Raw genomic sequence first — 23,895 nt, 5'->3', positions numbered from 1 at the left:
GGGCGACAGCATCGTCGAACATGCTGTCGCATTAGTTCAAGTGACACCGACCGAAGACTTGATCACAGGGCGTTCACAGATCCTACAAAGACCTGTCCCGCCGTTCACCATGGATTACGGCGGATCAGCCCGAGAACTCGGCGGCGAGGGCCTCCGCGATCTGGACGGCGTTCAGAGAGGCACCCTTGCGCAGGTTGTCGCCGCAGACGAACAGTTCCAGCGCCCGGTCGTCGTCCAGCGACCTCCGTACGCGCCCCACCCACGTCGGGTCGGTGCCCACGACGTCGGCCGGCGTGGGGAAGTCCCCGGCCGCCGGGTCGTCGTAGAGCACCACACCGGGGGAGGTCGCCAGGATCTCGTGCGCCCGCCCGACCGACACCTCGTTCTCGAAGCGGGCGTGCACGGACACCGAGTGGGCGCTCACGACCGGTACGCGCACGCAGGTCGCCGCCACCGGCAGGCTCGGAAGGTCCAGGACCCTGCGGGTCTCGCCCCGGACGCGCAGCTCCTCCGAGGACCAGCCTCCCTCCTGGAGGGAACCCGACCAGGGCACCACGTTCAGCGCGAGCGGGGCGGGGAAAGGTCCCGTGTCGTCGCCGACGGCCCGGCGCACATCACCCGGGCAGGTGCCCAGCTCCGTACCGGCGACCAGCGACAGCTGCTCGCGCAGCGCGGTGACACCGCCGCGCCCGGCGCCGCTCGCCGCCTGGTACGCGGAGACGACGAGCCCGGTCAGGCCGAACTCGGCGTGCAGCGCGCCCACCGCGACGATCAGCGCCAGCGTGGTGTCGCCGGGGCAGGCGACGATCCCGCGCGGGCGCACGCGTACGCAGTGGCGGTTGACCTCCGGGACGACCAGCGGGACGTCCGGGTCCGCCCGGAACGCCGTCGAGGTGTCCACCACCACCGCGCCCTTGGCGGCGGCGATCGGCGCCCACTGGACGGCGACCTCCTCCGGCACCAGGAACAACGCCACGTCGGCGCCGTCCAGGGCCTCCTCGGACAACGCCAGGACCTCGACCTCCTCCCCGCGTACGGCCAGCTTGCGGCCGGCCGAGGCCGGGGAGGCGATCAGGCGGATGTCGCCCCAGACGTCGGCGTGCTGCGACAGGATCTGGAGCGTCACCGCGCCGACGGCCCCGGTCGCTCCCACGACCGCGAGCGTCGGCTTGCGGCTCGTCACCGGCTGGTCACCGCCCGGTGCCCCCGTACACCACGGCCTCGTCGGAGTCGGAGTCGAGACCGAAGGCGGTGTGGACGGCCCGGACGGCCTCGGTGACGTCGTCGGCACGCGTGACGACCGAGATGCGGATCTCGGAGGTCGAGATGAGCTCGATGTTCACGCCCGCGTCGGACAGCGCCTCGAAGAAGCCGGCCGTGACACCCGGGTTGGTCTTCATGCCCGCGCCGACCAGGGAGATCTTGCCGATCTGGTCGTCGTAGCGCAGCGACTCGAAGCCGATGAGGGCCTTCTGCTTCTCCAGGGAGTCGATGGCCTTGCGGCCCTCCGACTTGGGCAGCGTGAAGGAGATGTCGGTCAGCCCGGTCGAGGCGGCGGACACGTTCTGCACCACCATGTCGATGTTGATCTCGTTGTCCGCGATGGTGCGGAAGATCGCGGCGGCCTCGCCCGGCTTGTCCGGCACTCCGACGACAGTGATCTTCGCCTCGGACGTGTCGTGGGCGACACCGGAGATGATGGCCTGCTCCACCTTGCGGTCCCCTCGCGGTTCGTTGCTGACCCACGTGCCCTGGAGCCCCGAGAAGGACGACCGGACGTGGATCGGGATGTTGTAACGGCGTGCGTACTCGACGCAACGGTGCAGCAGCACCTTGGAGCCGGAGCTGGCGAGCTCCAGCATGTCCTCGAAGGAGATCCAGTCGATCTTCCGGGCCTTCTTCACGACCCGGGGGTCGGCGGTGAAGACACCGTCGACGTCGGTGTAGATCTCACACACCTCGGCGTCGAGCGCCGCGGCGAGCGCGACGGCGGTCGTGTCCGATCCGCCGCGCCCGAGGGTGGTGATGTCCTTCTTGTCCTGGGAGACGCCCTGGAAGCCCGCGACGATGGCGATGTTGCCCTCGTCGAGCGCCGTACGGATCCGGCCCGGCGTGACATCGATGATGCGCGCTTTGTTGTGGACCGAGTCGGTGATGACGCCTGCCTGGCTACCCGTGAACGACTGGGCCTCGTGGCCCAGGTTTTTGATCGCCATGGCCAGCAGGGCCATGGAGATCCGCTCTCCGGCGGTCAGCAGCATGTCGAACTCTCGCCCGGCAGGGATCGGGGATACCTGCTCGGCGAGATCGATCAACTCGTCCGTCGTGTCGCCCATCGCCGATACCACGACGACCACCTGGTGGCCGTTCTTCTTGGCATCGACGATTCGCTTGGCGACGCGCTTGATGCCCTCGGCATCGGCAACGGAGGAGCCTCCGTACTTCTGCACGACAAGGCCCACGTGCGCTCCTCGCTCAGTCCGTTTGCGGTCAGCTCAGTCTAACGAGCGGCCGTGAATCGCCCCCGCGATATCACATCGTGAGATGTCCCGCTCACGACGTGATCATCGTGGGGCGCTTCACGGCCGCTCGGCCAGGTACCTGCCCGTCCCCGCCGGACGTACGCGGAATGTGTGCCGGGTCACCCCGGACGGCCGTTCCGGCGGCCCCGGGCAGCCGCCCCACGCACCACGAAACGGCCGTCCCCGCCGGAGGGCCCGTCCCGCCGGAGGCCGACTCCGCCGGGTGCCCGCCCGCTCCGCGAGGCCGGCCGGTCGGTCGGGCGCGGCACCCCGCGACGACGCGGACCCGGTCGTGCAGCGGACCGCGCGACCGGGTCCGGGAGGCTGGACGCCTGAAGATCCGGGGGCCCGAGGCCTGGGCCTGGCGGGCCTGGGCCCGGCCGGCCCGGACCCTGGGGGCGTGGAGAGCCTGGAACGTGTGGCTTGGGGCCCGAGGCCCCGAGGCCGGGGGCCCGGCAGGCCCGGGGCCCGGCAGGCCCCCGGGCCCGAGGCCCGGGGGCCCGAGAGGTCCGGGGGCCGGAACGGCCAGGGGCCGGGGGCCCGGGGCGGTTACTTGACCGTACGCATGCCCAGCGGGCCGAGGATCTCCTGGGCCATCACCCGGCCCGCCTCCTCCGCCAGGGCGTCCTCCGTCAGGTCCTCGTCCGTGTCGAGCCCGTCCAGCTCCTCCAGCGGCTGGTCGAGGCGTACGTGGGAGACGAGGGACTGGAGGGCCCGCAGGGTCGCCGAAGCGGTCGGGCCCCAGTTGGAGAAGTACGAGAACTGCCACCACCACAGGGCCTCCGTGGTGCGGCCCGCCCGGTAGTGGGCCAGCCCGTGCCGGAGGTCCATGACGATGTCGGCCAGGTTGTCGGAGATCCGGCACGGCACGGGCGCCTTGCGCGGCTCGTACGGGTCGAAGACCTCCGAGAAGACGTCCACCGGGTCGAGCATGGTCGCGAACCGCATCCGCAGCTCGTCCACGTCCACGTCCGGGCCGGTGTCCGGTTCGTACCGCTCCTCCGGGATGATGTCCTCGTGCGCGCCCAGCCGGCCGCCGGTCAGCAGCAGCTGCGAGACCTCCAGCAGCAGGAACGGGACCGCGCTGTCGGGCTCGTCACCCTTGGCCACCTCCGTGGTGGCGACGATGAAGGACTCGATCGAGTCGGCGATCTGGACCGCGAAGCTGTCGGGGTCCAGCGAGTGCGCGTGCAAAGTGGCGTCAGACATCGAGGAGTCGTCTCCCTTCGAAAGCACGCCCGAGCGTGACCTCGTCGGCGTATTCCAGGTCTCCGCCAACGGGAAGTCCGCTGGCGAGGCGCGTGACCTTCAGGCCCATGGGCTTGACCATGCGCGCCAGGTACGTCGCGGTGGCCTCCCCCTCCAGGTTGGGGTCGGTCGCGAGGATCAGCTCGGTGACCGTTCCGTCCGCGAGACGGGCCAGCAGCTCGCGGATCCGCAGGTCGTCCGGGCCGACGCCCTCGATCGGGCTGATCGCGCCGCCGAGCACGTGGTACCGCCCACGGAACTCGCGCGTCCGCTCGATCGCGACGACGTCCTTCGGCTCCTCGACCACACAGATGACCGCCTCGTCACGGCGCGGATCCCGGCAGATACCGCACCGCTCCTCCTGCGCGACGTTGCCGCACACCGCGCAGAACCGCACCTTGTCCTTGACCTCCAGGAGGGCATGGGCGAGGCGGCGTACGTCGGTGGGCTCGGCCTGCAGGATGTGGAAGGCGATCCGCTGGGCGCTCTTGGGACCGACGCCTGGCAGCCTGCCCAGCTCGTCGATGAGGTCCTGAACCACGCCTTCGTACAACGGAACGCCTCTCGTGGAGTGCTGTGATGCTTACGGTAGTTGCATTGCGTACGGGTTAGAAGGGCGGGTGCCGGAGCCCGTCCCTGAGGGGCGGCCCGAGCCCGTTCCTCCGGGGGCCGGCCCGAGCCGCGCCCGCCGGGGGCTAGAAACCCAGGCCCGGGATCCCGCCGCCGCCCAGGCCCTGGGCCAGCGGGCCGAGCTTGGCCTGCTGGAGCGCCTGCGCGTTCTCGTTCGCGGCCTGGACGGCGGCGACGACGAGGTCGGCGAGGGTCTCCGTGTCCTCCGGGTCGACCGCCTTCGGGTCGATGACCAGGGAACGGAGCTCGCCGGAGCCGGTCACGGTGGCCTTCACCAGGCCGCCGCCCGCCTGCCCGTCGACCTCGGTGCCCGCCAGCTCCTCCTGGGCGCGGGCGAGGTCCTGCTGCATTTTCTGGGCCTGCTGGAGGATCTGCTGCATGTTGGGCTGGCCACCACCGGGAATCACGGTCACTCCTGGCATTTCGACGATGAGTATTCGGTATGCCGAGCCTACGTGGTCGTCGGAGGGTCTGCCCCATCCACGAGGCTTCACTCCTTGGAGTGGATTCCTGGCGCGCCCCCTAGCTGATCAAGGCGCTCTTGCGGGCGGAAATAACGGGATTCCGCGCTTCCGGCCCACCATTCGGCGGTAGGAAAGGCATGCGCACCAGTACGCACACGCGCATCGCACCGCCCGCACGTTACGGATTGTCACGCAGAGCGCAGAGGAGTGCCCCGGTGAGCCAGCCGGAGATGCAGCCCGGGGGCCCCGCCCGGGGGGAGGGCGACAGCCACGACCGGTACGGCGGCCCCGGTGGCGATCTGACCGGGCGGCCCTTTCCGCTCGGGGACTGGGGCGAGCCGGCGGAGCGGCTGGACGAGCTCTACCGCTGGGTCGAGAGCCATGCGCTGCGTACGGCCGAGTGGTACCTGGAGGACCGCGCGTGGAAGCGCCGCGGCGCCCGGATCCTGCGGATCGGTACGGCGCTGGGCGCGATCGCGGGCGCCGGGCTGCCGCTGCTGGATCTGACGGGTGCGCTGGACGGGGCGTCGGGCTGGGGGTACCTGTCCCTGCTGCTGGCGGCGGCGTGCCTGGCCTGCGACCGGTACTTCGGGTTCACCTCCGGCTGGATGCGGGACGTGGCGACGGCACAGGCGGTGCAGCGGCGTCTCCAGGCGCTCCAGTTCGACTGGGCGGCGGAGAGCATCCGGGAGGTGCTGGGCCCGACGGAGGGCACGGCGAGCGAGGCGGCGGAGCGGTGTCTGGGCGTGCTGCGGCGGTTCTCGGAGGACGTGACGGAGCTGGTGCGGGCGGAGACGGCGGACTGGATGGTCGAGTTCCGGTCGGGCCCGGCGCCGCTGGTGATGCAGTCGACGCTGGCGTGCGCGCCGCCCCGGACGGAGGGCGGCCACCCCGCCGGGCGGTTCCCGCTCCCGCCGGGCACCCGCCCCAACATGCCGCGCCAGCGCCCGCCGGAGCCCCGCTGAGCCCCCGGCGGGTCAGCTGAAGATGATCATGGAGCCCTGGCCCAGGCCGCGGGTGGCGGCGGCGTGGAGGCCGAGCCACACGTGCCGCTCACGGGCGAAGGGGCTGTCGTCGTGCGGGATCGGCCCGGCGGGCTCCTCCAGGGCCGTCGGGCGCGTCGGGGGGTGCGGCGCGGCCGGGGGGTTCGCCGGGTCGATGCCGATCGACGGGGCGACGTACTCCAGCTCCCGCAGCAGGCCCTGGGCGGAACCCAGCGGGCCGCCGCCGGCCAGCAGTTCCTCGTTGGACAGCGGCGTGGGGAAGTCGACGGGCACGTAGGCGCCCGCGTGGTCGTAGTGCCACACCAGGTGCGACTGCTGGGCCGTCGACTCGAACATCTCCAGCAGCTGCTCGTAGTCCCCGCCCAGTTCGTCGACGGGCGTGACCGCGAGGCCGCAGATCTGGAGCAGGTAGGCCCGGCGCAGGAAGTGCAGGGCGTCGTAGTCGAACCCGGCCACCGGCGCGACGTCGCCCGACAGGCCCGGCATGTAGGCGAAGACGGGGACGGCCGGCAGGCCCGCCTCGGTGAGGGCCTTGTCGTACACGGCGATCTCTTCGGCGAAGGGGTTGTCGGGGCTGTGGCACAGCACGTCGACGAGGGGGACCAACCACAGGTCACAGGCCAAGGGAGACTCGCTCTCCTTCAGTTACGCGCTTACGGCAGGGGTGAGGCGGTAATTATCGGCGGTCAGGACGGTCACGATCGACGATCAAGACGCTCGGCAGTCGGCAGTCAAAACGGTCGGCGGTCGGCGGTCACGACGATGGTCGTCACGGCGGCGGGTTCACGGCGGCGGGTTCACGGCGGTGGTGCTCCGGCGGTCACGGCGGCGGGTTCACGGCGACGGCGGTGCGTGGTGTCGCTCACGGCAGGCGGTCGGGACAGGGTAGTGCGTGGCTCGGGTGCACATCCCATACCCACCCGTCGTGAGCGGTAAGAGCCGTCAGCGCACTCCGTCCAGGTGGTCGGCCCACCGCAGGGAGTGCTCGTTGTACGCGTCGATGGCCGCCATCACCGCGTCGGGGTCGCCCAGCGTGACCGCGTCGACGAGCCCCTCGTGGCCGTTCCACAGCCAGACGCCGGGCTCGCGGGCGGTACGCAGGTGCGGCACGGCGAACACCCAGGCCTGGACCCGCAGCCGGTGCAGGAAGTCGGCGATGTACCGGTTGGCGACGAAGCCGCTGAGCTCCCGCCAGAACCGCAGGTCGTACCCGATCAGGATGTCCAGGTCCCCGGCGCGCGCCGCCCTCGCCGCCTCCTCGGCCCGCCGCCGTACCGAGACCAGCGGAGCCCCGTGGGCGTGCAGGGCGCCGACCCGGTCGCACAGGCGCCGGAAGATGCCGTCCACGATGAGCGCGCGGGCCTCGACCATGCCCCGGTAGTCGTCGACCGAGAACCGGTGGACGCGGAAGCCTTTGTGCTGGTCGGAGTCGAGCAGGCCCTGTGCCGTGAGGTCGACCAGCGCTTCCCGGACGGGCGTCGCCGACACCCCGTACTGCTCGGCTATGTGCTTGACCGTGAACTCCTGCCCCGGCTGGAGACGCCCCGCGAGCACCTCGTCACGCAGCGCGTCCGCGATCTGCTGCCGCAGGGTGTTGCGGGTCACAGCTCCGCTCGCGGGCATGGCTTCTGGCCCCCTCCGTCCGGTTCTGGACACCTTAAGCCAGGCGGAGGGGGCGCACGGAGGCGGTTACGCGGTGTGCTCGTCGGCGACCGCGAGCGCCGCGTCGAGGGCGGCGAGGCCTTCCTTGGCCTCCGCCTCGGTGATGTTGCAGGCGGGGACGGCGTGGGTGCGGTTCATGTTGATGAAGGGCCACAGGCCGTTCTTCTTGCAGGCCGCGCCGAAGGCCGCCATGGGGGCGTTCGCCTCGCCCGTGGCGTTGTACGGGACGAGCGGCTCGCGCGTCTCCCTGTTCCGTACGAGGTCCAGCGCCCAGAAGGCGCCCAGGCCGCGCACCTCGCCGACGGAGGGGTGCCGCTCGGCGAGTTCGCGCAGGCCCGGGCCGAGGACGTCCTCACCCAGGCGGGCGGCCTGCTCGACGACGTTCTCCTCCTCCATGGCCCGGATGGTGGCGACGGCCGCGGCGCAGGCGAGCGGGTGTCCCGAGTAGGTGAGGCCGCCGGGGTAGGGCCGCTTGTCGAAGGTCGCGGCGATCTCCGCCGAGATGGCGACGCCGCCGAGGGGCACGTATCCGGAGTTGACGCCCTTGGCGAAGGTCAGCAGGTCGGGTACGACGTCGAAGTGCTCGGCCGCGAACCACGCGCCGGTGCGGCCGAAGCCGGCCATGACCTCGTCGAGGACGAGGACGATGCCGTACCGGTCGCAGATCTCGCGTACGCCGGGGAGGTAGCCGGGCGGCGGGGTCATGATGCCGGCGGTGCCGGGGACGGTTTCGAGGATGATCGCGGCGATGGACCGCGGCCCCTCGAACGCGATGGTGTCCTCCAGGTGCTGGAGGGCCCGCTCGCACTCCTGCGCCTCGGTCTCGGCGTAGAACGACGAGCGGTAGAGGAACGGCGACCAGAAGCGCACGACACCGGCGGAGGCGGTGTCGGAGGCCCAGCGGCGCGGGTCACCGGTGAGGTTGATCGCGGTGGAGGTGGCGCCGTGGTACGACCGGTAGGCGCTCATGATCTTGGGGCGGCCGGTGTGCAGCCGGGCCATCCGGGCGGCGTTCTCGACGGCTTCGGCGCCGCCGTTGGTGAAGAAGATCTTGTCGAGGTCGCCCGGCGTGCGCTCGGCGATGAGGCGTGCGGCCTCGGAGCGTACGTCGATGGCGAAGGCGGGCGCGAAGGTGGTCATCTTCGCGGCCTGTTCCTGGATCGCGGCGACGACCTTGGGGTGCTGGTAGCCGATGTTGGTGTAGACGAGACCGCTGGTGAAGTCGAGGTAGCGGTTTCCGTCGTAGTCCCAGAAATACGCCCCCTCGGCGCCGGCGACGGCGAGCGGGTCGATCAGGCCCTGGGCGGACCAGGAGTGGAACACGTGCGCGCGGTCGGCCGCCTTGACGGCGGCGCCGGCCTCGGGGTCGGCGGGGGCAGCGGGATCGGCATGAGGGGTCATGCAGCCCAGGGTAAGGACGCGCTGGTGGGCGCCGGTATGGCCATCTTGTATGGCGGAAGGCGCGGGGGTCGGCAGGGTGTCGGGCGACGCCGCCACCGGAGGGGTATTGACAGCACCCTGTCGTGCTGACAGCATTCTGTCATAGATCGAACGATTGAACGGAATCCGCAGCACTTACCGAAGACCTGTGCGCCCGGGAGGCCTCCATGACCGGCACCGACCCTCGTAAGACCGTTCATCTCGCCGTCTACGACACCCTGGCCGACTGGGAGACCGCGCACGCCACCGCCTGGCTGGCGCGCAGCGGCTACGACATCCGCACGGTCGGCCCCACCACCGACCCGGTGACCAGCCTCGGTGGGCTGCGCGTCACCCCCGACCTGCCCCTGGCCGACGTGCGGCCCGAGGACAGCGCGCTGCTCATCCTCCCGGGCGCCGACCTGTGGGACAGCAGTGACGACCTGGCGCCGTTCGCCGCCATGGCGCGCGCCTTCCTCGACGCGGGCGTGCCGGTGGCCGCGATATGCGGAGCGACGGCGGGGCTGGCCCGCGAGGGCCTGCTCGACGACCGGCCCCACACCAGCGCGGTGTCGTCCTACCTGGCGGCCACCGGCTACAAGGGTGGCGAGCGGTACGTCGACACGGACGCCGTCACCGACGGGGACCTCATCACGGCCGGGCCCACCGAGCCGGTGGCCTTCGCCCGGGAAGTCCTGGGCAAGATGGGCGCGTTCGAGGGGGCGCGGCTGGACGCCTGGTACCGGCTGTTCCACCACTCGGACCCAGCCGCCTTCGAGGAACTGAACTCGTGACCCGGGTGGAGAAGGAGTTGCAGGGCCTGCTCAGCCGTACGGCGCTCGGCGTGTTCCGGCTGAACGGCCAGTTCCTCGCCGTCTCGGAGAAGCTGGCCAGGCCGGCCGGGCTCACCGCCGCGTGGTGGCAGGTACTCGGGGCCGTGCTGGCCGAGCCGCTGCCGGTCTCGGGGATCGCCCGCGCGATGGGCATCACCCGCCAGAGCGTGCAGCGGATCGCGGACCTGCTGGTCCACGAGGGCCTGGCCGAGTACCGGCCGAACCCGGCCCACCGACGCGCCAAGCTTCTCGCCCCCACCCACCTGGGCCGGGTGACGGTCGCTCGCATAGAGCCCGGCCACGCGGACCTGGCGACCCGCCTCGCCGCCGAACTCGGGGAGGAGGCGTTCGCCGAGACGGCGACGGCCCTGGAGCGTCTGTCGGAAGCGCTGGACGCGGTCGCGGCCTCGGGGCCCCTCGCTGGGCCGGCCGCGGGAGCCCCATAGACCAGAACCTGCCGCGGGCCAGAACTTGCCCGGGGGGCAGAATCTGCCGCAGGCCAGAACCTGTCCGCATGTCGGAACCCGTCCGCACGCCGGAACGTGTCCGCAAGTCCTTACGTGTCGGCACGTCAGAACGTGTCCGCAAGTCCTTACGTGTCGGCACGTCAGAACGTGTCCGCAGGTCAGACGTGTCCGCTCGACGCCGTCGGGTAGGGTGTGCCGTCTCCAGCAGGAGATCTACCGAGGAGGTGAGACCCATCAACGCCAGGTCAGGCCGGGCTCTCCCCTCCCACGGCTCGTAGGGACACGGTTCACCGAGTCACGCGGGAGCGCCCACAGGCGTCCCGAAAGGCTTCCGCTTTCCATGTCCGCTACACCCGCTTCTCCTTCCCTCTCCACCACCGTCACCAGGCTGCGCGCCGCCGGCTGCGTGTTCGCCGAGGACGAGGCGGAGCTCCTCCTGTCCACCGCCCGCACACCGGACGAACTCGACGCCATGGTCGAACGCCGCGCCGCCGGGCTCCCGCTCGAACACGTCGTCGGCTGGGCCGAGTTCCGTGGCCTGCGCATCACCGTCGACGAGGGTGTGTTCGTGCCGCGCCGCCGCACCGAGTTCCTCGTCACGCAAGCCGAGTCCCTCGCCCCACCCGGGGCCGTGGTCGTCGACCTGTGCTGCGGCTCGGGCGCGCTGGGCGCCGCCCTGGTCTCGGCGCTGGGGAGCGCCGAACTGTACGCGGCCGACATCGACCCGGCCGCCGTGCGGTGCGCCCGCGGGAACGTCACGGCGGCCGGGGGCCGGGTCTACGAGGGTGACCTGTACGAGCCGCTGCCGGACGAGCTGAGGGGCCGCGTCGACGTGCTGCTCGCCAACGTCCCCTACGTACCGACCGAGGAGGTGGGGCTGCTGCCCGCCGAGGCGCGCGTCCACGAGGCACGCGTCGCGCTGGACGGCGGCGAGGACGGGCTGGACGTGCTGCGCCGCGTGACCGCCGAGGCACCGGCCTGGCTGGCCCCCGGCGGAAAGCTGCTGTTCGAGACGAGCGAGCGGCAGGCCGCCGCCGCAGCAGCCGTCGTCGCCGGCGACGGGCTCGTCCCGCACGTGGTGACCTGCGAGGACCTGTACGCCACGGTGGTCATCGCGACTCGGGCGTAGCGGTCGCCCGCTCGATCGCCACCAGGGTGCTGTGCAGCAGGAACGGGTGGACGAAGCGGTCGGCGGCGGTCGGCGGGCACCGCCACGCGAGCGGCCAGGTGTGCCCGCCGAGCGCGGGCACCGGTACGTAACTCACCGTCCCCCGGCACGCGTTGAACGGCACCGCGCCGGACGGCCAGGCGCGGCCCGCCGTGCTGCCCGGCCGGAGGAGGAAGTACACGCCCCGCCGCCCGTTCGCCTCGATGACGACGGGGCCCGGGTCGCCTCCGGTCATGTGCTCCAGGAGGTCGGCGGCCCGGCGCCCGTCGTCCCCGTCGACGCGTACGGCGTCGAATCGCACTCCCGCCTTGCGGAGTTGGAATCCGGAAGCCGGGACCCATTCGATGTTCGCGTGGCAATCTGGCGCATTCACGGGGACATCGTGGACCGCCACGGCTAGCGTTTTCCACGGCTGCCGGAAGCCCGTCGTAACCGCGTTGACCTGCGGGAACGGCGTCCGACGGCAGTCGAATTCGGCGGGGTCGGGTTGTGACCGGTTGAGACCGGTTGAATCGAGGCGGTGACGCACTTTGGCGCGAACCGAGAACAAGGAAACGGCGGGTCCGGCGACGCGACTCGTGGCGGACATGGCGCGCAAGATGCGCGTCCGGAAGGGATGGACACAGGACCAGCTCGGCAAGGAGATCGGCTTCACGGGCGCGGCGGTCAGCGCCATGGAGACCTGCGCCCAGCCCGCGAGCGACGCGATGCTGGTGCAGTTGGAGAAGGCGCTGGGCGACGGGCTGGGCCTGTTCGAGCAGGCGCGGGTGTATGTGCGGCTGGACAAGTATCCGGAGCAGTTCAAGAACTACGCGCTGCTGGAGCAGAAGGCGGTGAGCCTGTCGCTCTACGCGACGCTGGTGGTGCACGGGCTGTTCCAGACGGAGGAGTACGCGCGGGCGCTGATCGGCGGCGGATACCCGCCGCTGCCGGATCGGCGGGTGGAGGAGCTGGTCGAGGCGCGGATGGCACGGCGGGAGCTGTTCGAGCGGGAGCCGGTGGCGCTGATCGAGCTGGTCCTGGAGGAGTCGGTGCTGCGGCGGACGATCGGGAACGAGGACGTCATGCGGGGGCAGTTGCTGCACCTCGCGGAGTGCGCGCGGAGGCGGAACGTGACGGTTCAGGTGCTGCCGCTGGACTGCGGGCTGAGCGGGGAGTATGCAGGCGGCCGGGGCCCTATGAACCTGGTAGAGACCCCGGAGCACGACCACCTCGTGTACCTGGAGCCACAAGATGAGAGCCTGTTGATCAAGGACCCAGCAAAGGTGAGTACTTACGGCCAGCGGTATGCGAGGATCCGAGCACAGGCCCTCGACACCCGTGAATCGCTCAGCCTCATCGAACGGTTGGCAGGAGAGCAGAGATGACCAGCACCCTGCGGTGGTTCAAGTCCAGCTACAGCAGTGACAGCGGCGGCGACTGCGTCGAAGTGGCCTTCGACTGGCGCATGTCCTCGTACAGCAGCCCCAGCGGCGGCGAGTGCGTCGAGGTCGCCGTCTGTCCCCACACCGTCCACGTCCGTGACTCCAAGAACCCCGACGGCCCCGCCCTCGCCCTCGCCCCGGCGGCCTGGGGCTCCTTTCTCGACTGGGCCGAGTAGGGTTGTTCATAGGAATGACCCGAAAGGGGGCGACATGTCCGCGATCAAGGAAAGCGTGGAGATCTCGCGTCGTCCCGAGGACGTCTTCTCCTACATGGCCGACCCGTCCCACCTGTCCGAATGGCAGGAGAGCGCCGTGTCGGCCACCGCGGTAGGGGACGCCCCCGTGGGTGTGGGGTCGCAGGTCAGGGTGACCCGGCAGCTGGGCCGTCGGCGGATGCCGATGACCATGGAGATGCGCGAGTACGACCCTCCGCGCAGCTTCCGCATGGACGGGATCGACGGCCCCGTCCGGGGCCATATGCACGGGACGGTCGAGCCGATCGGCGACGGCGAGCGGTCGCGCGTGACGCTGGACCTGGACTTCGAGTCGCACGGGATCGGCAAGATGCTCGTGCCGCTCGTCGCCCGCCCGCAGGCGAAGAAGGAGATGCCGAGGAACGAGCGGCACCTCAAGGACATCCTTGAGGGGCGTTCGTAGGCCGCGCGGGACCCGGGCGCGCTCCGGGCCCCGCACCGATCAGCTCGTCAGCGCTGTTCGGGCAGCCTGATCGTCCGTACGAGCGGCATGTCCGCGTACAGCTCGGGCTTCGCCGTCAGCACCGGCCGGCCCGCCGGCCAGTCCGGCGTCGGGCGTGACAGATGGATCGCGTGGCCGAGCCGCCACTCCACCCCGTCCCGCATAAGCGCGCCTACGGCACAGACGCCCGCGAAGTCCAGCTCCACGATCTCGGCGGCCGGCAGCGCGCCCACATGCTCGGCGAGGCCCTTACGGACACCGTCGGCAGCCGTAAGACACATGGCGGGGACGTAGACGTGCCGGGTAGGGTCACGCTGGGTGTTCGCGATGAACTGGGACGCCAGGACGTCGCCCGAGCCCAGAGCCAGCAGTGCGGACTCGTCGTACACGACAGCGGTGGACCGGCTCACAGGCTGTCCACAGGCCGCCCGGCCTCCAGCTCCTGCCAGACCTGCTCTGCGCGGTCGTGGTCCTCGTCCGTGAGCGTGACGCCGAAGTGCGTCTCGCAGTACGCCTTTGTCTCCTCGTACCGCTTCCGGAGTTCTTCCTTGGTGGGCGTCGCCCCGGCCAGCTCGGCGATCAGGTCCCGCATCGTCGTGCCCCGCTCCCGCGCAAGCACCATGAGACGGTCACGGACAGCGGGATCAACCTTGACGGTGGTGTCGGCCATGACGACAGTATACCGACGGTATACCGTCTCGGGCGGGTCCAGCGATGTGGTCATTACGGCTCCTTCTCTTGGTTCACCCGGCCACCGATCGGCGGCCGGGAGCTTTCAGCAGCGGCGGCGCAGGACCTGTCGGACCGACGCACCGCCTCGCAGTGCCGCCGCGACGAAGCCGGCGACGGCCGGTGCGGAGGGTTCGCAGCGGGCGCAGGACGCCCCTTCGGGCACCGGCGTGCCGCAGACGCCGCACTCGGGGCGCACGGGGGCCGCCGGGCGCGGTGCGGGCTTCTTGCGTCGGAGACGGTCGGCCAGGAGGGCGGCGGGAGCATGGACGCGCGCGGGCAGGCCGGAGGTGAGCGCCTCGCGGATCAGGGCGTCACTGGCGCCGGCGGCCCACCACTCCTCGACCAGGGTCCTCAGCCGTTCCGCCTCACCCGCCCCGAGGGCGAGGCGCGGATCGCTGCGGCCAAGCGAGGTGAGCAACCGGATCGCCGGGGAGGGAGGTTCTTTCACCCCCGTTTTTTCTCCCGTAGGGAGCGGGCCAGGAACGCCGTGGTCCGGGTCACCGGAGGCCGGGTTTCCGGCCGTTTCGGGGGTGAGCCCGGTGGCGGGCGCCCCGCCGGGGGTCGCGGCGGGTTCAGGGGCCTCGGGGTCGTACGGGGTGTCGAAGACCTCGTACTCCGTTCGGAGTTGCCCCCTGCCGTCCCGGCGCGTCAGCCGGCGCAGATAGCGGGCGTCCTCCAGCTCCTGGAGGGCGGAGCCGATCCGGTCGCGGCCCTCCTTGCGCTGCTCGGAGAGCTTGCGGATGGACGCCTTGGCGCCGTTGGGGAGGCTGACGAGATAGGTCAGGAGACCCACCGCGCACCACGAGATGGTGGCGTCGCGCAGGAGGGCGTTGCTGAACGTGGTGAAGGCGCGCCTGGGCGCGGTACGGTAAACACGCATCGGGAGGTCTAGGTCCTGGTGTCGAGCCCCCGGATGTTGGCGCATCGCGGGGGCGTTTCGTTTGTTGTGCCGCGAATGTAGCGCCACGCGCCGCGCACTCCGCAATCAACACCCTTTAGTCATACGGTCATTCGAAAACCGAAGGCCCGAAAACCGGTCTCCGGCGCGACCTGCGCTTTTACCGCGAAAAGGGGTGGCCACCCGCCGGTGGCCACCCCTGTGTCATATGCCGAATTCACCCCTCAGGGTGAGGCTCAGTGCAGCGCGCCATACGCGCCCCAGCCGGAGCCGATCTGGACCGTGGGGCCGAAGGAGCCCTGGCCGTTGCCGCTGTTGCGCAGCAGCTTGCCGTTGGTGTCGCGGGAGACCAGGTCGTTCTTGCCGTCCCCGTCGATGTCGCCCGCGCCGATGATGGCGTCACGGCCGGCTCCCCAGTCGCCGAACACCAGCACCCGGGCCAGGAAGGCGCCCGTGCCCGTGCTGCGGTAGCGCCACAGCTCCCCGCCCGCGTCGCGGGCGAGCAGGTCGGCGTGACCGTCCCCGTCGAGGTCCCCCGCGCCGATCAGCGTGAGGCCGTCCCACTTGCCGGCGATCTTGACGCCCGCCCTGACGCCGCCCGCCCGGTTGTCCGCGTACAGGTAGAGGTCGCCGGTGGAGCGCTGGCGGGCCAGCAGGTCGGGGCGTCCGTCGCCCGTCATGTCGCCGGGGTTGAGCAGCGCGTCGAAGGCGTTGAAGCCCGCGCCGATCTTCGCCTTGGGGCTCGTGGGACCGGGGACCCCGGCGCACTTGGCGCTGTGGCGGTAGAGGTCGCCCGTGGTGGTGCGGGTGAGGGCGTCGTTGCAGCCGTCGTTGTCGAGGTCGCCGAAGGGCACGACGTGGTTGACGCCGGTCCAGCCGCTGGACGTCGTCGAGGTGGCCTTCACCGGCTCGTGGGCGCTCAGCCCGCCGCCGCTGCGGGAGAACAGCTCGCCGGTGCCGTCACCGTCGTAGTCCCGGAACGGCAGGTGCACGTCGGCGACCTGGATGGTCCCGGTGCGCACCGCGCGCGGGCCGCTGCCGTCGCCGGGGTCGGCCTTGAGCGTCCAGGTGTAGTGGCCGGCGGGCACGAAGGCGCCGTCCGAGCCCCTGCCGTCCCAGGCCATCGAGGACTGCGCCCCGTAGCGATCGGCCGAACTCCAGCCGGCCACGGCCGTACCTGCCGGGTTCCTGAACTCGATGCTGGTGCGGAGGGCGGGCCGCGACAGCTGCCAGGAGCCGTGCCAGCCCCTGTCCCCGCCGTTCGCGACGTTCAGCACCGTGGTGTCCTGGCGCTCCTCGATGACCCCGATCGGGGAGCGCGGCACGGTCACCGGCTTGATGTGGATGCGTTCCTCGGCGTCCGTGAACGCCACGTGCCCGCCGAACTTGTCGACGGACCAGTCGGCGCCGGCCGGTACCGAGGCGAAGTCCGTCGTCGTGACGGCCGCCGGGTCCCCCGTGTGGAAGTCGGTCAGCGTGAGCTTCCCGGCCGCCTTGTCCTCGCGTACCAGGAACCCGTCGCCGAGCTGCGTCTCGCCGGACGGCACCGGGGTGCTCACCCGGGTCTTCTGGTCCCAGACGCCCGCCTTGGCGCCCTGGGCGCAGCTCCAGTAGATCCACCGGCCCACGGCCTGGAGTTCGTCGGGGGTGCAGCCCGAGCCGATCGCGAGGGCCGGCGACGTCGCCTTCGTCTTCACGTCGTACCAGGAGACGGTGGAGGGGTTGGCGGGGTCGGACAGCCAGACGGTGGTGCCCCACACCGCGGACGCGGCCTTGCCGCTGAAGGAGCGGGTACCGAACTGCCGCTGGAGGTCGCCCACGTACTGGGTGGTGGCGGTGCCGGACACGACGTACCGGCCGGAGCCGCCGGACAGCCGTCCGTACATCCCGTCGGCGTGCTCCCCCGAGAGGCCCCCGATGACGCTGGTGTTCGTCTGGTGCGCCGCCTCGCCGTTGCCGAGCGGAACCAGCGCGTCGACCAGGGTGGGCAAACCCCGGACCAGGACCCGCCTGTCCGCCGTGGGGGTTCCGGTGATGGACAGGAGGTGCCGGTACAGCCCCGGGGAGGGGGGCCCGTCGGACGTGGGCCGGTAGTGCAGCACCCCGGCGCCCAGGGTGAGGCCGTCCACGGTCGTGGAGGCGGCCGGTACGTCCACGACCTTGGCCACCCGCAGCACGCCGTCCGCGCCGAGGCCGATGCGGCGCACCGCCCAGTCGGTCGCGTCGGCGCCACCGGTGACGAGCAGGCTGCCGTCGGGGGCGACCCGCGGCCGCGCGGACGAGTACCGCAGCAGGGAGCGGGGCGCGCCACCCCCCACGGGGACGGCGTCGAGCCGCACGCCGGGCTGTGTGGTCACCGTGCTGTCGGGCGACCAGCCGAAGACGATCCAGTCGCCGATCACGGTCGGCCAGACGGGCGCGGCCTTGTACCCGTACGGCGGTGACGGCAGCTTCGTCACCACGGGCGTGGCCATCGGGTCGTCGCGCGGCACGGTGCGGATGTCGTTCGGGGCGTCGCCGCCGTTCCCGTCGAGCAGGTGCCGGTCGCCGAACTGGATGACGTCCACGTCGGCGGGGCCGGGCAGTTCACGCAGCTCGGCGGTCTCGTAGTCGAGCAGGTACTCCTTCCCGGCGGCGCCGTCCGGCGTGGTCAGGTACAGCACCGCGCCCTTGGTCGTCCGGTGGTAGGCGGCGTCGCCCTCCCGCAACGTGGCGCCCTCGGGCAGACCGGTCACCGGCCGCTCGACGGGCTTGCCGTCCGCCATCCGTACGACTCCGAGCCCGGCCGGCGAACCGTCCACCGCCGGCCTGGACACCAGCACCGAGTCCGCGGTGAACCCCTTGGTCCAGGTCGCGCCCTCGGGCACCTCCACCTTCCGTACCCCGGTGGTGCCCAGCGCGCTGATGCTCACCGTGCGGGGCACACCCGGCGTCTCGGGGTCGAGCGCCGCGCGCATGCCGCCGTACCCGTCGCCGGTGGCCGTCAGCGGGGTGGTCTCGCCGGTGGCGTAGCGCGTCCAGAGAGTGCCCGTGGTGCCCTCCCGCAGGTGCAGGAAGCCGTCGGCGCCCGCCTCCTGGACGGTGTCGGCGCGCGGCTGGTAGCGGATGGGCGCGGGTATGACGACTTCGGCGGCCGGGTCGTCGGCCGCGTACGCCACCGTGCCGGACAGGGGCACGAGGGTGGCGGCCAGGGTGACGGTTAGCACGACCGACGCACCGGAGCGCGTCAGGGCATGACGATGCAAGGATCCCTCCCCAGGAACCTGTGCGGGATGGTGCCGCGGCAGTTCACCGCCACTGTTCCCGCCCGACCCCCCTGGCCGCGCTTACCCACCCGCAAGAGGATCGGAGCGTAACAGCCGTCCCACCCGCCACAACACCCTTTTTCGAACGCGTTCAGCGGAAACGGCCACCCCTCCTCGGAGTGGCCGCTCCCGCCCGGTGACCCGTCCCGTTCAGCAGCTCAGGTTCGAGCCCGTCGGGACACCCAGGATCTGGGTGAAGCGCTGGTAGTTGTTGATGCGGCTCTGGACCTGTGCCGGGTTCTTGCCGTCACACTCCAGGGAGCCGTTGATGGAGCGGATGGTCTGGCCGAAACCGGCGCCGTTGACCATGGCGTTGTGGGGCGTCATCGTGCCGGGGCCGTTCTGGGTGTTCCAGTACCAGAGGCCGGTCTTCCAGGCGATGGGCGCCTCGCGCTCGACGCGGTGGGGGTTGTTGAGCAGGTCGATGCCGAGGGCGTCACCGGCGGCCTTGTAGTTGAAGTTCCAGCTGAGCTGGATCGGGCCGCGGCCGTAGTAGGCGGCCTGGCCGGCCGGGCAGCCGTAGGGCTGGTTGCGGTCGCAGTAGTGCGGGTAGTTGGCGGTGTTCTGCTCCACGATGTGCACCAGGCCGCCGGTCTCGTGGCTGACGTTGGCGAGGAAGGCGGCGGCCTCCTGCTTCTTCACCGTGTCGCTGCCGGTGTTGGCGAAGCCGGGGTACGCGCTGAGCGCGGCGGTCAGGCCGCTGTAGGTGTAGAAGGAGTTCCGGTTCGGGAACATCTGGTTGAACTGCGCCTCGCTCACCACGAAGCCGGAGGGGGTCGGGGACGGGGAGGGTCCCGGGCCGCCGCTCCCGCACGCGCCCTGGTCGGACCAGACGTCCGAGGACCCGGGGCGCTCGTTCTGGGTCCACCACTTCGCCAGCCAGTTACGGCCGTTGTACGAGGCGGTCTTGCCGCCCGTGTAGACGGTGGAGGAGCTCCAGGGCGCCGCGCACTCGGCGGCCGACGCGGTGGAGGCGGGAAGGACGACGGCCAGGCCGATGGCCATGGCGAGTGCCGCGAGCGCGGCGAGCGAGGTCAACAGGCGTCGCACCATGGGGGTTGCCCTTTCGTGGGGGATGGCACCATACGCTTGCGCGAATGGTCTGTACCTGTCAAGGTCTGGACCAGAGCTCGCCGTGGTTGAACACTGGGCGAACACCTGTGCCGGAAGCGCGCGTTCGGGACATGACGTCCCTACCGTGAGGCGCGTGGAGTGGCTGAATCCCGAGAACGTCATCGCCGTCGCCACGGCCCTGCTCGGCGTCCTCGTCTCGGCCGCCATGCTCTGGTACGAGCGCCGCGTACCGCGCCGCAAGAGGATCGGTCACCGCGTCCAGCTCGACACGCCCATCGGCAATGACGCCCGCAACGGCGCCCGCGCCAACGTACGGCTCGGGCTGTTCGGCGAGACGCCCGACATGTCCGACGCCACCCTCGTCCTGCTCCGCGTCGAGAACGACGGCGCCCAGTCCATCGTCGGGGACGACTACACCGCCCGCGGCCCGCACGGCCTCACCGTGGAGTTCACCGACCGGACCGTGCGGGCCATCGCGGTCACCCAGTCCCCCGGCGCCGACCACCTCATGGAGCACTTCACCGCCGCAGCGGGACTCCAGCACCGTGACGGCACCATCCACCTCCCCCGCGTCCCCCTCAACCGCGGCGAGCACTTCAAGCTCCTCGTGCTGCTGACCGGCGCCGGCGTCGGCAGCCCGGTCACCGTCACCGGCGGGATCCGGGACGGCAAGGTGCGGCCCAACCGCGCCGCGACCCCCGACGAGAAGCCCCCGCTCTTCAGCAGGGCCGCCCGCACGGTGACCGTCGTCCTCACCGCCTGCGTCATCGCGCTCGCCGCGATCATCGTCGTACGGGACGACTCACCGCCGCCCATGGGCTGCGCCAGGGGGACCCTGACCGTCACCGGCTCGACGGCCTTCGCGCCCGTCGCCCGCGAGGCGGCGGAGAAGTACGAGAAGGACTGCCCCGGCGCGACCGTCCACGTCGACGCCCACGGCAGCACCGCGGGGATACGCGAGCTCGCGGACCGGGGCGCGAGGAGCAAGTCCGGCGCGCCGGCCGTCATCGCCCTGTCCGACGGACCCAAGCCCGGCGGCTACCCGCAGCTGCGCGAGAGCCGCGTCGCCCTCTCCCTCTTCACCCTCGTCGTCAACGACGAGGTCCCCGTCACCACGCTCTCCCTCGCCGACATCGGACGCCTCTACCGCGGCGAGGTCACCGACTGGAAACAGCTCGGCGGGCCCGCCCTGCCCGTCCTGCTCGTCAGCAGGGACGCCAACTCCGGTACGCGGGAGGTCTTCCAGCGCCGCGTCCTCGGCCGCAACGAGCCGGCCCAGTCCTCACGGGACTGCACGACGAAGGACGACGCGGAGGCGGCCGTCGTCCGGTGCGAGCTGGACAGCACCGAGCAGGTACTGGACACCGTGGCCCGGCTGCCCGGCGCCATCGGGTACAGCGAGGTCCGCTCGGGCAGCGACCTCCGCGGGCTGCACCGGCTCGCCATCGACGGGCACGGCGCGGACGTCGACGAGATCGGCGCGGGTGCGTACCCGTACCCCTACCGCGAGCTGGAGTACGCGTACACCTACGGGCAACCGCCCGCCGACTCGCTCACCTCGTCCTTCCTCACCTACCTCAGCCGTGGCGCCGGCCAGGACGTCATCCGTACGCACGGGCACCTGCCCTGCGCGACACCGGAGGGGCTGCGGGTCTGCGGCGAGGAGTAGCGGCGGCGGCCGCCGGGCACGTCCCGGGCCGGTCCACCGGGGCCTGCCCGAGCCCACCGGCATCCTGCTTGTCCGGCCGCGAGCGCACGGCCTGCGGCTTGTCAGACCGCGGGTGCACGGCTTGGCGGCGCCTCCGCGAGCCCGCGGATGACGCGTCCGCGGGCCCGCGGATCCGGCGAGACCGGGGCACGGACCGGCGGCCGGTGTACGGGGGTGGACGCGGACGGGGAGCCCGGCCGGTTCTCCGAGGAGAAGTGGCCGGGCTCCCCGTCGCGGGCCCTGGGCGGGTGTGCCTAGAGGAAGGAGTTGATCTCGATCGTCTCGGTACGGCCGGGGCCGACACCGATCGCGGAGATCGGCGCCCCGGACATCTCCTCCAGCGCCTTCACGTACGCCTGCGCGTTCTTCGGCAGGTCGGAGAAGGTCTTCGCCTTGCTGATGTCCTCGGACCAGCCGGGCAGGTACTCGTAGACCGGCTTCGCGTGGTGGAAGTCCGTCTGCGAGTACGGCAGCTCCTCGACGCGCTTGCCGTCGATCTCGTACGCGACGCAGACCGGGATCTGCTCCCAGCCGGTGAGGACGTCGAGCTTGGTGAGGAAGAAGTCGGTCAGGCCGTTGACGCGGGTGGCGTACCGGGCGATGACCGCGTCGAACCAGCCGCAGCGGCGGTCACGGCCGGTGGTGACGCCCCGCTCGCCGCCGATGCGGCGCAGCGCCTCGCCGTCCTCGTCGAACAGCTCGGTCGGGAACGGCCCGGCGCCGACCCGGGTGGTGTACGCCTTGAGGATGCCGATGACCCGGCTGATCTTCGTGGGGCCCACGCCCGCGCCGGTGCAGGCACCGCCGGAGGTCGGGTTGGAGGAGGTCACGAAGGGGTACGTGCCGTGATCGACGTCCAGGAGGGTGCCCTGACCGCCCTCGAAGAGGACGACCTTGCCCTCGTCGATGGCGTTGTTGAGGATCAGGGTCGTGTCGGCGACGTACGGCTTGATCTGCTCCGCGTACTGGAGCATCTCCTCGACGATCCGGCCCGGCTCGATGGCCCGGCGGTTGAAGACCTTGGCGAGGAGCTGGTTCTTCTGCTCCAGCGCCGCCTCGACCTTCTGCTCGAGGATCGACTGGTCGTAGAGGTCCTGGACGCGGATGCCGACGCGGTTGATCTTGTCGGCGTACGTGGGGCCGATGCCCCGCCCCGTCGTACCGATCTTGCGCTTGCCGAGGAACCGTTCCGTCACCTTGTCGAGGGTGACGTTGTACGGCGTGATCAGATGCGCGTTACCGCTGATCAGAAGCTTCGACGTGTCGACGCCGCGCTCGTTCAGTCCGCTCAGCTCGGAGAGCAGGACCGCCGGGTCGACGACGACTCCGTTCCCGATCACCGGGGTGCACCCCGGGGAGAGGATTCCGGAAGGGAGAAGGTGCAGCGCGTACTTCTGGTCGCCCACGACGACCGTGTGGCCGGCATTGTTGCCGCCCTGGTAACGCACCACGTAATCAACGGATCCACCGAGGAGGTCGGTGGCCTTTCCCTTGCCCTCGTCACCCCACTGAGCACCGAGCAGCACAAGTGCGGGCACAGGCGTACACCCCTTCCGGGCGGGGCATGTCCAAGGCCAGGGGCAGTACAGACGTCGTACGACGGTGTACGACACAGCCTGAGCCGTCGGACCGGGTGCCCCGGAATAGACGAAGCCCCTGGCGCAATCGCGCAAGGGGCTCTTGCACAAAGATGCTACCCGAGGAAGGACCGAGGTGTCGGCTCCCGACCAGCTGCTGGTCGTCATCGACGCGGTAGCGCGCCGGAACGACGGCGAATCCGTACGGATCGCGAAGGACGTCCTCTGCGCCGGAGCCCGGGTGCGGGTGTGCCTCCCCGACTCCCCGGCGGAGTTCGCCCGGGCCCTCGCGCGGCGCGGTTCGCGGCGGCCGGTGGTCATAGGCGACGACCGGGCGCTGCTGCGGGCGGTGGCGCAACTGCACCGGGAGCGGGAGCCGGCCGACAGGGCGCTGTCGCTGGTCCCGGTGGGGCCGCGCGACGGTGTGGAGCTGGCCGGGGCGCTGGGTGTGCCGCTCGGCGCGGTGCCCGCGGCGCGGGCGGTGCTGGACGGGGCGGCGCGGCGGCTGGACCTGCTGGTCGACGACAGCGACGGCGTGGTGGTGCGGGGGCTGCGGATCCCGGCGGGGCCCTCGGGTCTGACGGTGGTCGAGCCGCCGTCGGTGTGGGACACCTGCCGGTCGCTGGTGCGGACGCTGGTCCGTCCGGCGCCTTCCGTTCCGGAGGTACGGACGCACCGGCTGCGGGTCGAGGCCGACGGGCGGCTGCTGAGCGACCTGGACGACCCGGTGGAGGGCGTGACGGTACGGTCCCGGGACGGGGTCGCCGAGGTCGTCGTCCGACCCCGGGCGGCGGAGCCGGTGCGGGCGGAGGCCACGGCGGTCACCGTCTCGGGCGCGTCGTACCGCTACCGGGCGGACGCCCTGGTGACGGGGCCGGTGTGGACCCGCACCTGGACGCTGCGCCCCTCGGCGTGGTCGCTCACCCTGCCGGCGGCCTAGCGACGGCGGGGCGCGCGGCGGGTCCGGGGGCGGGGCGGGTCCGGGGCGGGGCGGAGACACGCGCACAGCCGCGCCGGGGCCGGGGCGCGGGGCGGCGCGGGAGGCCCGGGGCGGCGCGCCCGGC

Annotated in this window: 24 protein-coding genes; 9 read left to right on the top strand and 15 right to left on the bottom strand. The window is 71.6% G+C overall.

Annotated elements, in window-relative coordinates:
- Positions 1-124: 124 nt before the first annotated feature.
- From ABD347_RS29605 to ABD347_RS29585, 5 genes are all read right to left on the bottom strand, one after another.
- Entirely contained in the window at positions 125-1,183 is a 1,059-nt protein-coding gene (locus tag ABD347_RS29605; RefSeq protein ID WP_344366959.1) for an aspartate-semialdehyde dehydrogenase, read from the bottom strand.
- A 7-nt stretch (positions 1,184-1,190) separates the two neighbouring features.
- Complete coding sequence (locus ABD347_RS29600) at positions 1,191-2,462, bottom strand: aspartate kinase (protein WP_344366957.1); 1,272 nt, start codon at positions 2,460-2,462, stop codon at positions 1,191-1,193.
- A gap of 609 nt (positions 2,463-3,071) precedes the next feature.
- A complete protein-coding gene (locus tag ABD347_RS29595) occupies positions 3,072-3,731 on the bottom strand; it encodes a DUF5063 domain-containing protein (protein WP_064067262.1) in 660 nt (219 codons plus the stop codon).
- Complete coding sequence (gene recR / locus ABD347_RS29590) at positions 3,724-4,323, bottom strand: recombination mediator RecR (protein ID WP_064067261.1); 600 nt, start codon at positions 4,321-4,323, stop codon at positions 3,724-3,726. The genes ABD347_RS29595 and recR overlap by 8 nt, the downstream gene beginning before the upstream one ends.
- A gap of 142 nt (positions 4,324-4,465) precedes the next feature.
- Complete coding sequence (locus ABD347_RS29585) at positions 4,466-4,807, bottom strand: YbaB/EbfC family nucleoid-associated protein (protein WP_344366970.1); 342 nt, start codon at positions 4,805-4,807, stop codon at positions 4,466-4,468.
- A 272-nt stretch (positions 4,808-5,079) separates the two neighbouring features.
- On the opposite strand from ABD347_RS29585, the gene ABD347_RS29580 reads away from it, so the two are divergent.
- A complete protein-coding gene (locus ABD347_RS29580; RefSeq protein WP_344366955.1) occupies positions 5,080-5,829 on the top strand; it encodes an SLATT domain-containing protein in 750 nt (249 codons plus the stop codon).
- 12 nt (positions 5,830-5,841) lie between these two features.
- Here the strand turns inward: ABD347_RS29580 and ABD347_RS29575 are convergent, their stop codons facing one another.
- The 3 genes from ABD347_RS29575 to ABD347_RS29565 form a co-directional block, all read right to left on the bottom strand.
- A complete protein-coding gene (locus ABD347_RS29575) occupies positions 5,842-6,492 on the bottom strand; it encodes a hypothetical protein (RefSeq protein ID WP_344366953.1) in 651 nt (216 codons plus the stop codon).
- 318 nt (positions 6,493-6,810) lie between these two features.
- A complete protein-coding gene (locus ABD347_RS29570) occupies positions 6,811-7,491 on the bottom strand; it encodes a GntR family transcriptional regulator (protein ID WP_344366951.1) in 681 nt (226 codons plus the stop codon).
- 66 nt (positions 7,492-7,557) lie between these two features.
- Entirely contained in the window at positions 7,558-8,931 is a 1,374-nt protein-coding gene (locus tag ABD347_RS29565; protein ID WP_344366949.1) for an aspartate aminotransferase family protein, read from the bottom strand.
- A 206-nt stretch (positions 8,932-9,137) separates the two neighbouring features.
- Here ABD347_RS29565 and ABD347_RS29560 point away from each other — a divergent pair, with 206 nt between their 5' ends.
- From ABD347_RS29560 to ABD347_RS29550, 3 genes are all read left to right on the top strand, one after another.
- Positions 9,138-9,743 (top strand): type 1 glutamine amidotransferase family protein, encoded by a 606-nt coding sequence (locus ABD347_RS29560; RefSeq protein ID WP_344366947.1) that lies wholly within the window; start codon positions 9,138-9,140, stop codon positions 9,741-9,743.
- Positions 9,744-9,748: 5 nt separating this feature from the next.
- Positions 9,749-10,228, top strand: a complete 480-nt coding sequence (locus ABD347_RS29555; RefSeq protein WP_344366968.1) for a MarR family winged helix-turn-helix transcriptional regulator — start codon at positions 9,749-9,751, stop codon at positions 10,226-10,228.
- A 361-nt stretch (positions 10,229-10,589) separates the two neighbouring features.
- A complete protein-coding gene (locus tag ABD347_RS29550) occupies positions 10,590-11,378 on the top strand; it encodes a putative protein N(5)-glutamine methyltransferase (protein WP_344366945.1) in 789 nt (262 codons plus the stop codon).
- On the opposite strand, the gene ABD347_RS29545 is transcribed toward ABD347_RS29550, so the two are convergent.
- Complete coding sequence (locus tag ABD347_RS29545; protein ID WP_344366943.1) at positions 11,359-11,790, bottom strand: hypothetical protein; 432 nt, start codon at positions 11,788-11,790, stop codon at positions 11,359-11,361. The genes ABD347_RS29550 and ABD347_RS29545 overlap by 20 nt on opposite strands.
- Positions 11,791-11,947: 157 nt before the next feature.
- Between ABD347_RS29545 and ABD347_RS29540 the strand changes: the two genes are divergently transcribed.
- Genes ABD347_RS29540 through ABD347_RS29530 form a run of 3 tightly spaced genes read left to right on the top strand, consistent with a single transcriptional unit; the run spans position 11,948 to position 13,498 of the window.
- Positions 11,948-12,784: a helix-turn-helix domain-containing protein gene (locus ABD347_RS29540; protein ID WP_344366941.1), complete on the top strand. Its 837-nt coding sequence runs from the start codon at positions 11,948-11,950 to the stop codon at positions 12,782-12,784.
- Positions 12,781-13,017: a DUF397 domain-containing protein gene (locus ABD347_RS29535; protein WP_344366939.1), complete on the top strand. Its 237-nt coding sequence runs from the start codon at positions 12,781-12,783 to the stop codon at positions 13,015-13,017. Before ABD347_RS29540 ends, ABD347_RS29535 begins: the two co-directional genes overlap by 4 nt.
- Positions 13,018-13,051: 34 nt before the next feature.
- Positions 13,052-13,498, top strand: a complete 447-nt coding sequence (locus tag ABD347_RS29530) for an SRPBCC family protein (protein ID WP_344366937.1) — start codon at positions 13,052-13,054, stop codon at positions 13,496-13,498.
- Positions 13,499-13,545: 47 nt separating this feature from the next.
- On the opposite strand, the gene ABD347_RS29525 is transcribed toward ABD347_RS29530, so the two are convergent.
- The 5 genes from ABD347_RS29525 to ABD347_RS29505 form a co-directional block, all read right to left on the bottom strand.
- Positions 13,546-13,947, bottom strand: coding sequence for a PIN domain-containing protein (locus ABD347_RS29525; protein ID WP_344366936.1), 402 nt, complete (start codon positions 13,945-13,947; stop codon positions 13,546-13,548).
- On the bottom strand, positions 13,944-14,207 hold the full coding sequence (locus ABD347_RS29520; RefSeq protein WP_344366934.1) for a hypothetical protein: 264 nt from the start codon (positions 14,205-14,207) through the stop codon (positions 13,944-13,946). Before ABD347_RS29520 ends, ABD347_RS29525 begins: the two co-directional genes overlap by 4 nt.
- Positions 14,208-14,312: 105 nt before the next feature.
- Positions 14,313-15,149 carry a hypothetical protein gene (locus tag ABD347_RS29515; protein ID WP_344366932.1) on the bottom strand — a complete coding sequence of 279 codons (837 nt, stop codon included), beginning with the start codon at positions 15,147-15,149 and terminating at the stop codon, positions 14,313-14,315.
- A gap of 254 nt (positions 15,150-15,403) precedes the next feature.
- Entirely contained in the window at positions 15,404-18,412 is a 3,009-nt protein-coding gene (locus ABD347_RS29510) for an FG-GAP repeat domain-containing protein (protein WP_344366930.1), read from the bottom strand.
- Between the two features lie 210 nt (positions 18,413-18,622).
- Positions 18,623-19,525 (bottom strand): glycoside hydrolase family 19 protein, encoded by a 903-nt coding sequence (locus ABD347_RS29505; protein ID WP_344366929.1) that lies wholly within the window; start codon positions 19,523-19,525, stop codon positions 18,623-18,625.
- A gap of 154 nt (positions 19,526-19,679) precedes the next feature.
- Here ABD347_RS29505 and ABD347_RS29500 point away from each other — a divergent pair, with 154 nt between their 5' ends.
- Positions 19,680-21,215, top strand: a complete 1,536-nt coding sequence (locus tag ABD347_RS29500; protein ID WP_344366927.1) for a substrate-binding domain-containing protein — start codon at positions 19,680-19,682, stop codon at positions 21,213-21,215.
- A gap of 293 nt (positions 21,216-21,508) precedes the next feature.
- On the opposite strand, the gene ABD347_RS29495 is transcribed toward ABD347_RS29500, so the two are convergent.
- Complete coding sequence (locus tag ABD347_RS29495) at positions 21,509-22,792, bottom strand: adenylosuccinate synthase (RefSeq protein ID WP_126887103.1); 1,284 nt, start codon at positions 22,790-22,792, stop codon at positions 21,509-21,511.
- A gap of 175 nt (positions 22,793-22,967) precedes the next feature.
- Between ABD347_RS29495 and ABD347_RS29490 the strand changes: the two genes are divergently transcribed.
- The gene (locus ABD347_RS29490; RefSeq protein ID WP_344366925.1) at positions 22,968-23,771 is read left to right on the top strand and encodes a diacylglycerol kinase; all 804 of its coding nucleotides are present in this window, start codon (positions 22,968-22,970) and stop codon (positions 23,769-23,771) included.
- Positions 23,772-23,895 lie beyond the last annotated feature (124 nt).

It is taken from the genome of Streptomyces gobitricini (assembly GCF_039532985.1).
In the GTDB taxonomy this organism is placed as follows: domain Bacteria; phylum Actinomycetota; class Actinomycetes; order Streptomycetales; family Streptomycetaceae; genus Streptomyces; species Streptomyces gobitricini.
This window is presented reverse-complemented; position numbering and strand designations above follow the sequence as displayed.

What these genes read in the sequence shown, in the direction of transcription:
- ABD347_RS29595 (WP_064067262.1), bottom strand. Translation starts at nt 3,731, where the DNA reads ATGTCTGACGCCACTTTGCACGCGCACTCGCTGGACCCCGACAGCTTC.
- ABD347_RS29570 (WP_344366951.1), bottom strand. Translation starts at nt 7,491, where the DNA reads ATGCCCGCGAGCGGAGCTGTGACCCGCAACACCCTGCGGCAGCAGATC.
- ABD347_RS29565 (WP_344366949.1), bottom strand. Translation starts at nt 8,931, where the DNA reads ATGACCCCTCATGCCGATCCCGCTGCCCCCGCCGACCCCGAGGCCGGC.
- ABD347_RS29560 (WP_344366947.1), top strand. Translation starts at nt 9,138, where the DNA reads ATGACCGGCACCGACCCTCGTAAGACCGTTCATCTCGCCGTCTACGAC.
- ABD347_RS29550 (WP_344366945.1), top strand. Translation starts at nt 10,590, where the DNA reads ATGTCCGCTACACCCGCTTCTCCTTCCCTCTCCACCACCGTCACCAGG.
- ABD347_RS29535 (WP_344366939.1), top strand. Translation starts at nt 12,781, where the DNA reads ATGACCAGCACCCTGCGGTGGTTCAAGTCCAGCTACAGCAGTGACAGC.
- ABD347_RS29530 (WP_344366937.1), top strand. Translation starts at nt 13,052, where the DNA reads ATGTCCGCGATCAAGGAAAGCGTGGAGATCTCGCGTCGTCCCGAGGAC.
- ABD347_RS29520 (WP_344366934.1), bottom strand. Translation starts at nt 14,207, where the DNA reads ATGGCCGACACCACCGTCAAGGTTGATCCCGCTGTCCGTGACCGTCTC.
- ABD347_RS29515 (WP_344366932.1), bottom strand. Translation starts at nt 15,149, where the DNA reads ATGCGTGTTTACCGTACCGCGCCCAGGCGCGCCTTCACCACGTTCAGC.
- ABD347_RS29505 (WP_344366929.1), bottom strand. Translation starts at nt 19,525, where the DNA reads ATGGTGCGACGCCTGTTGACCTCGCTCGCCGCGCTCGCGGCACTCGCC.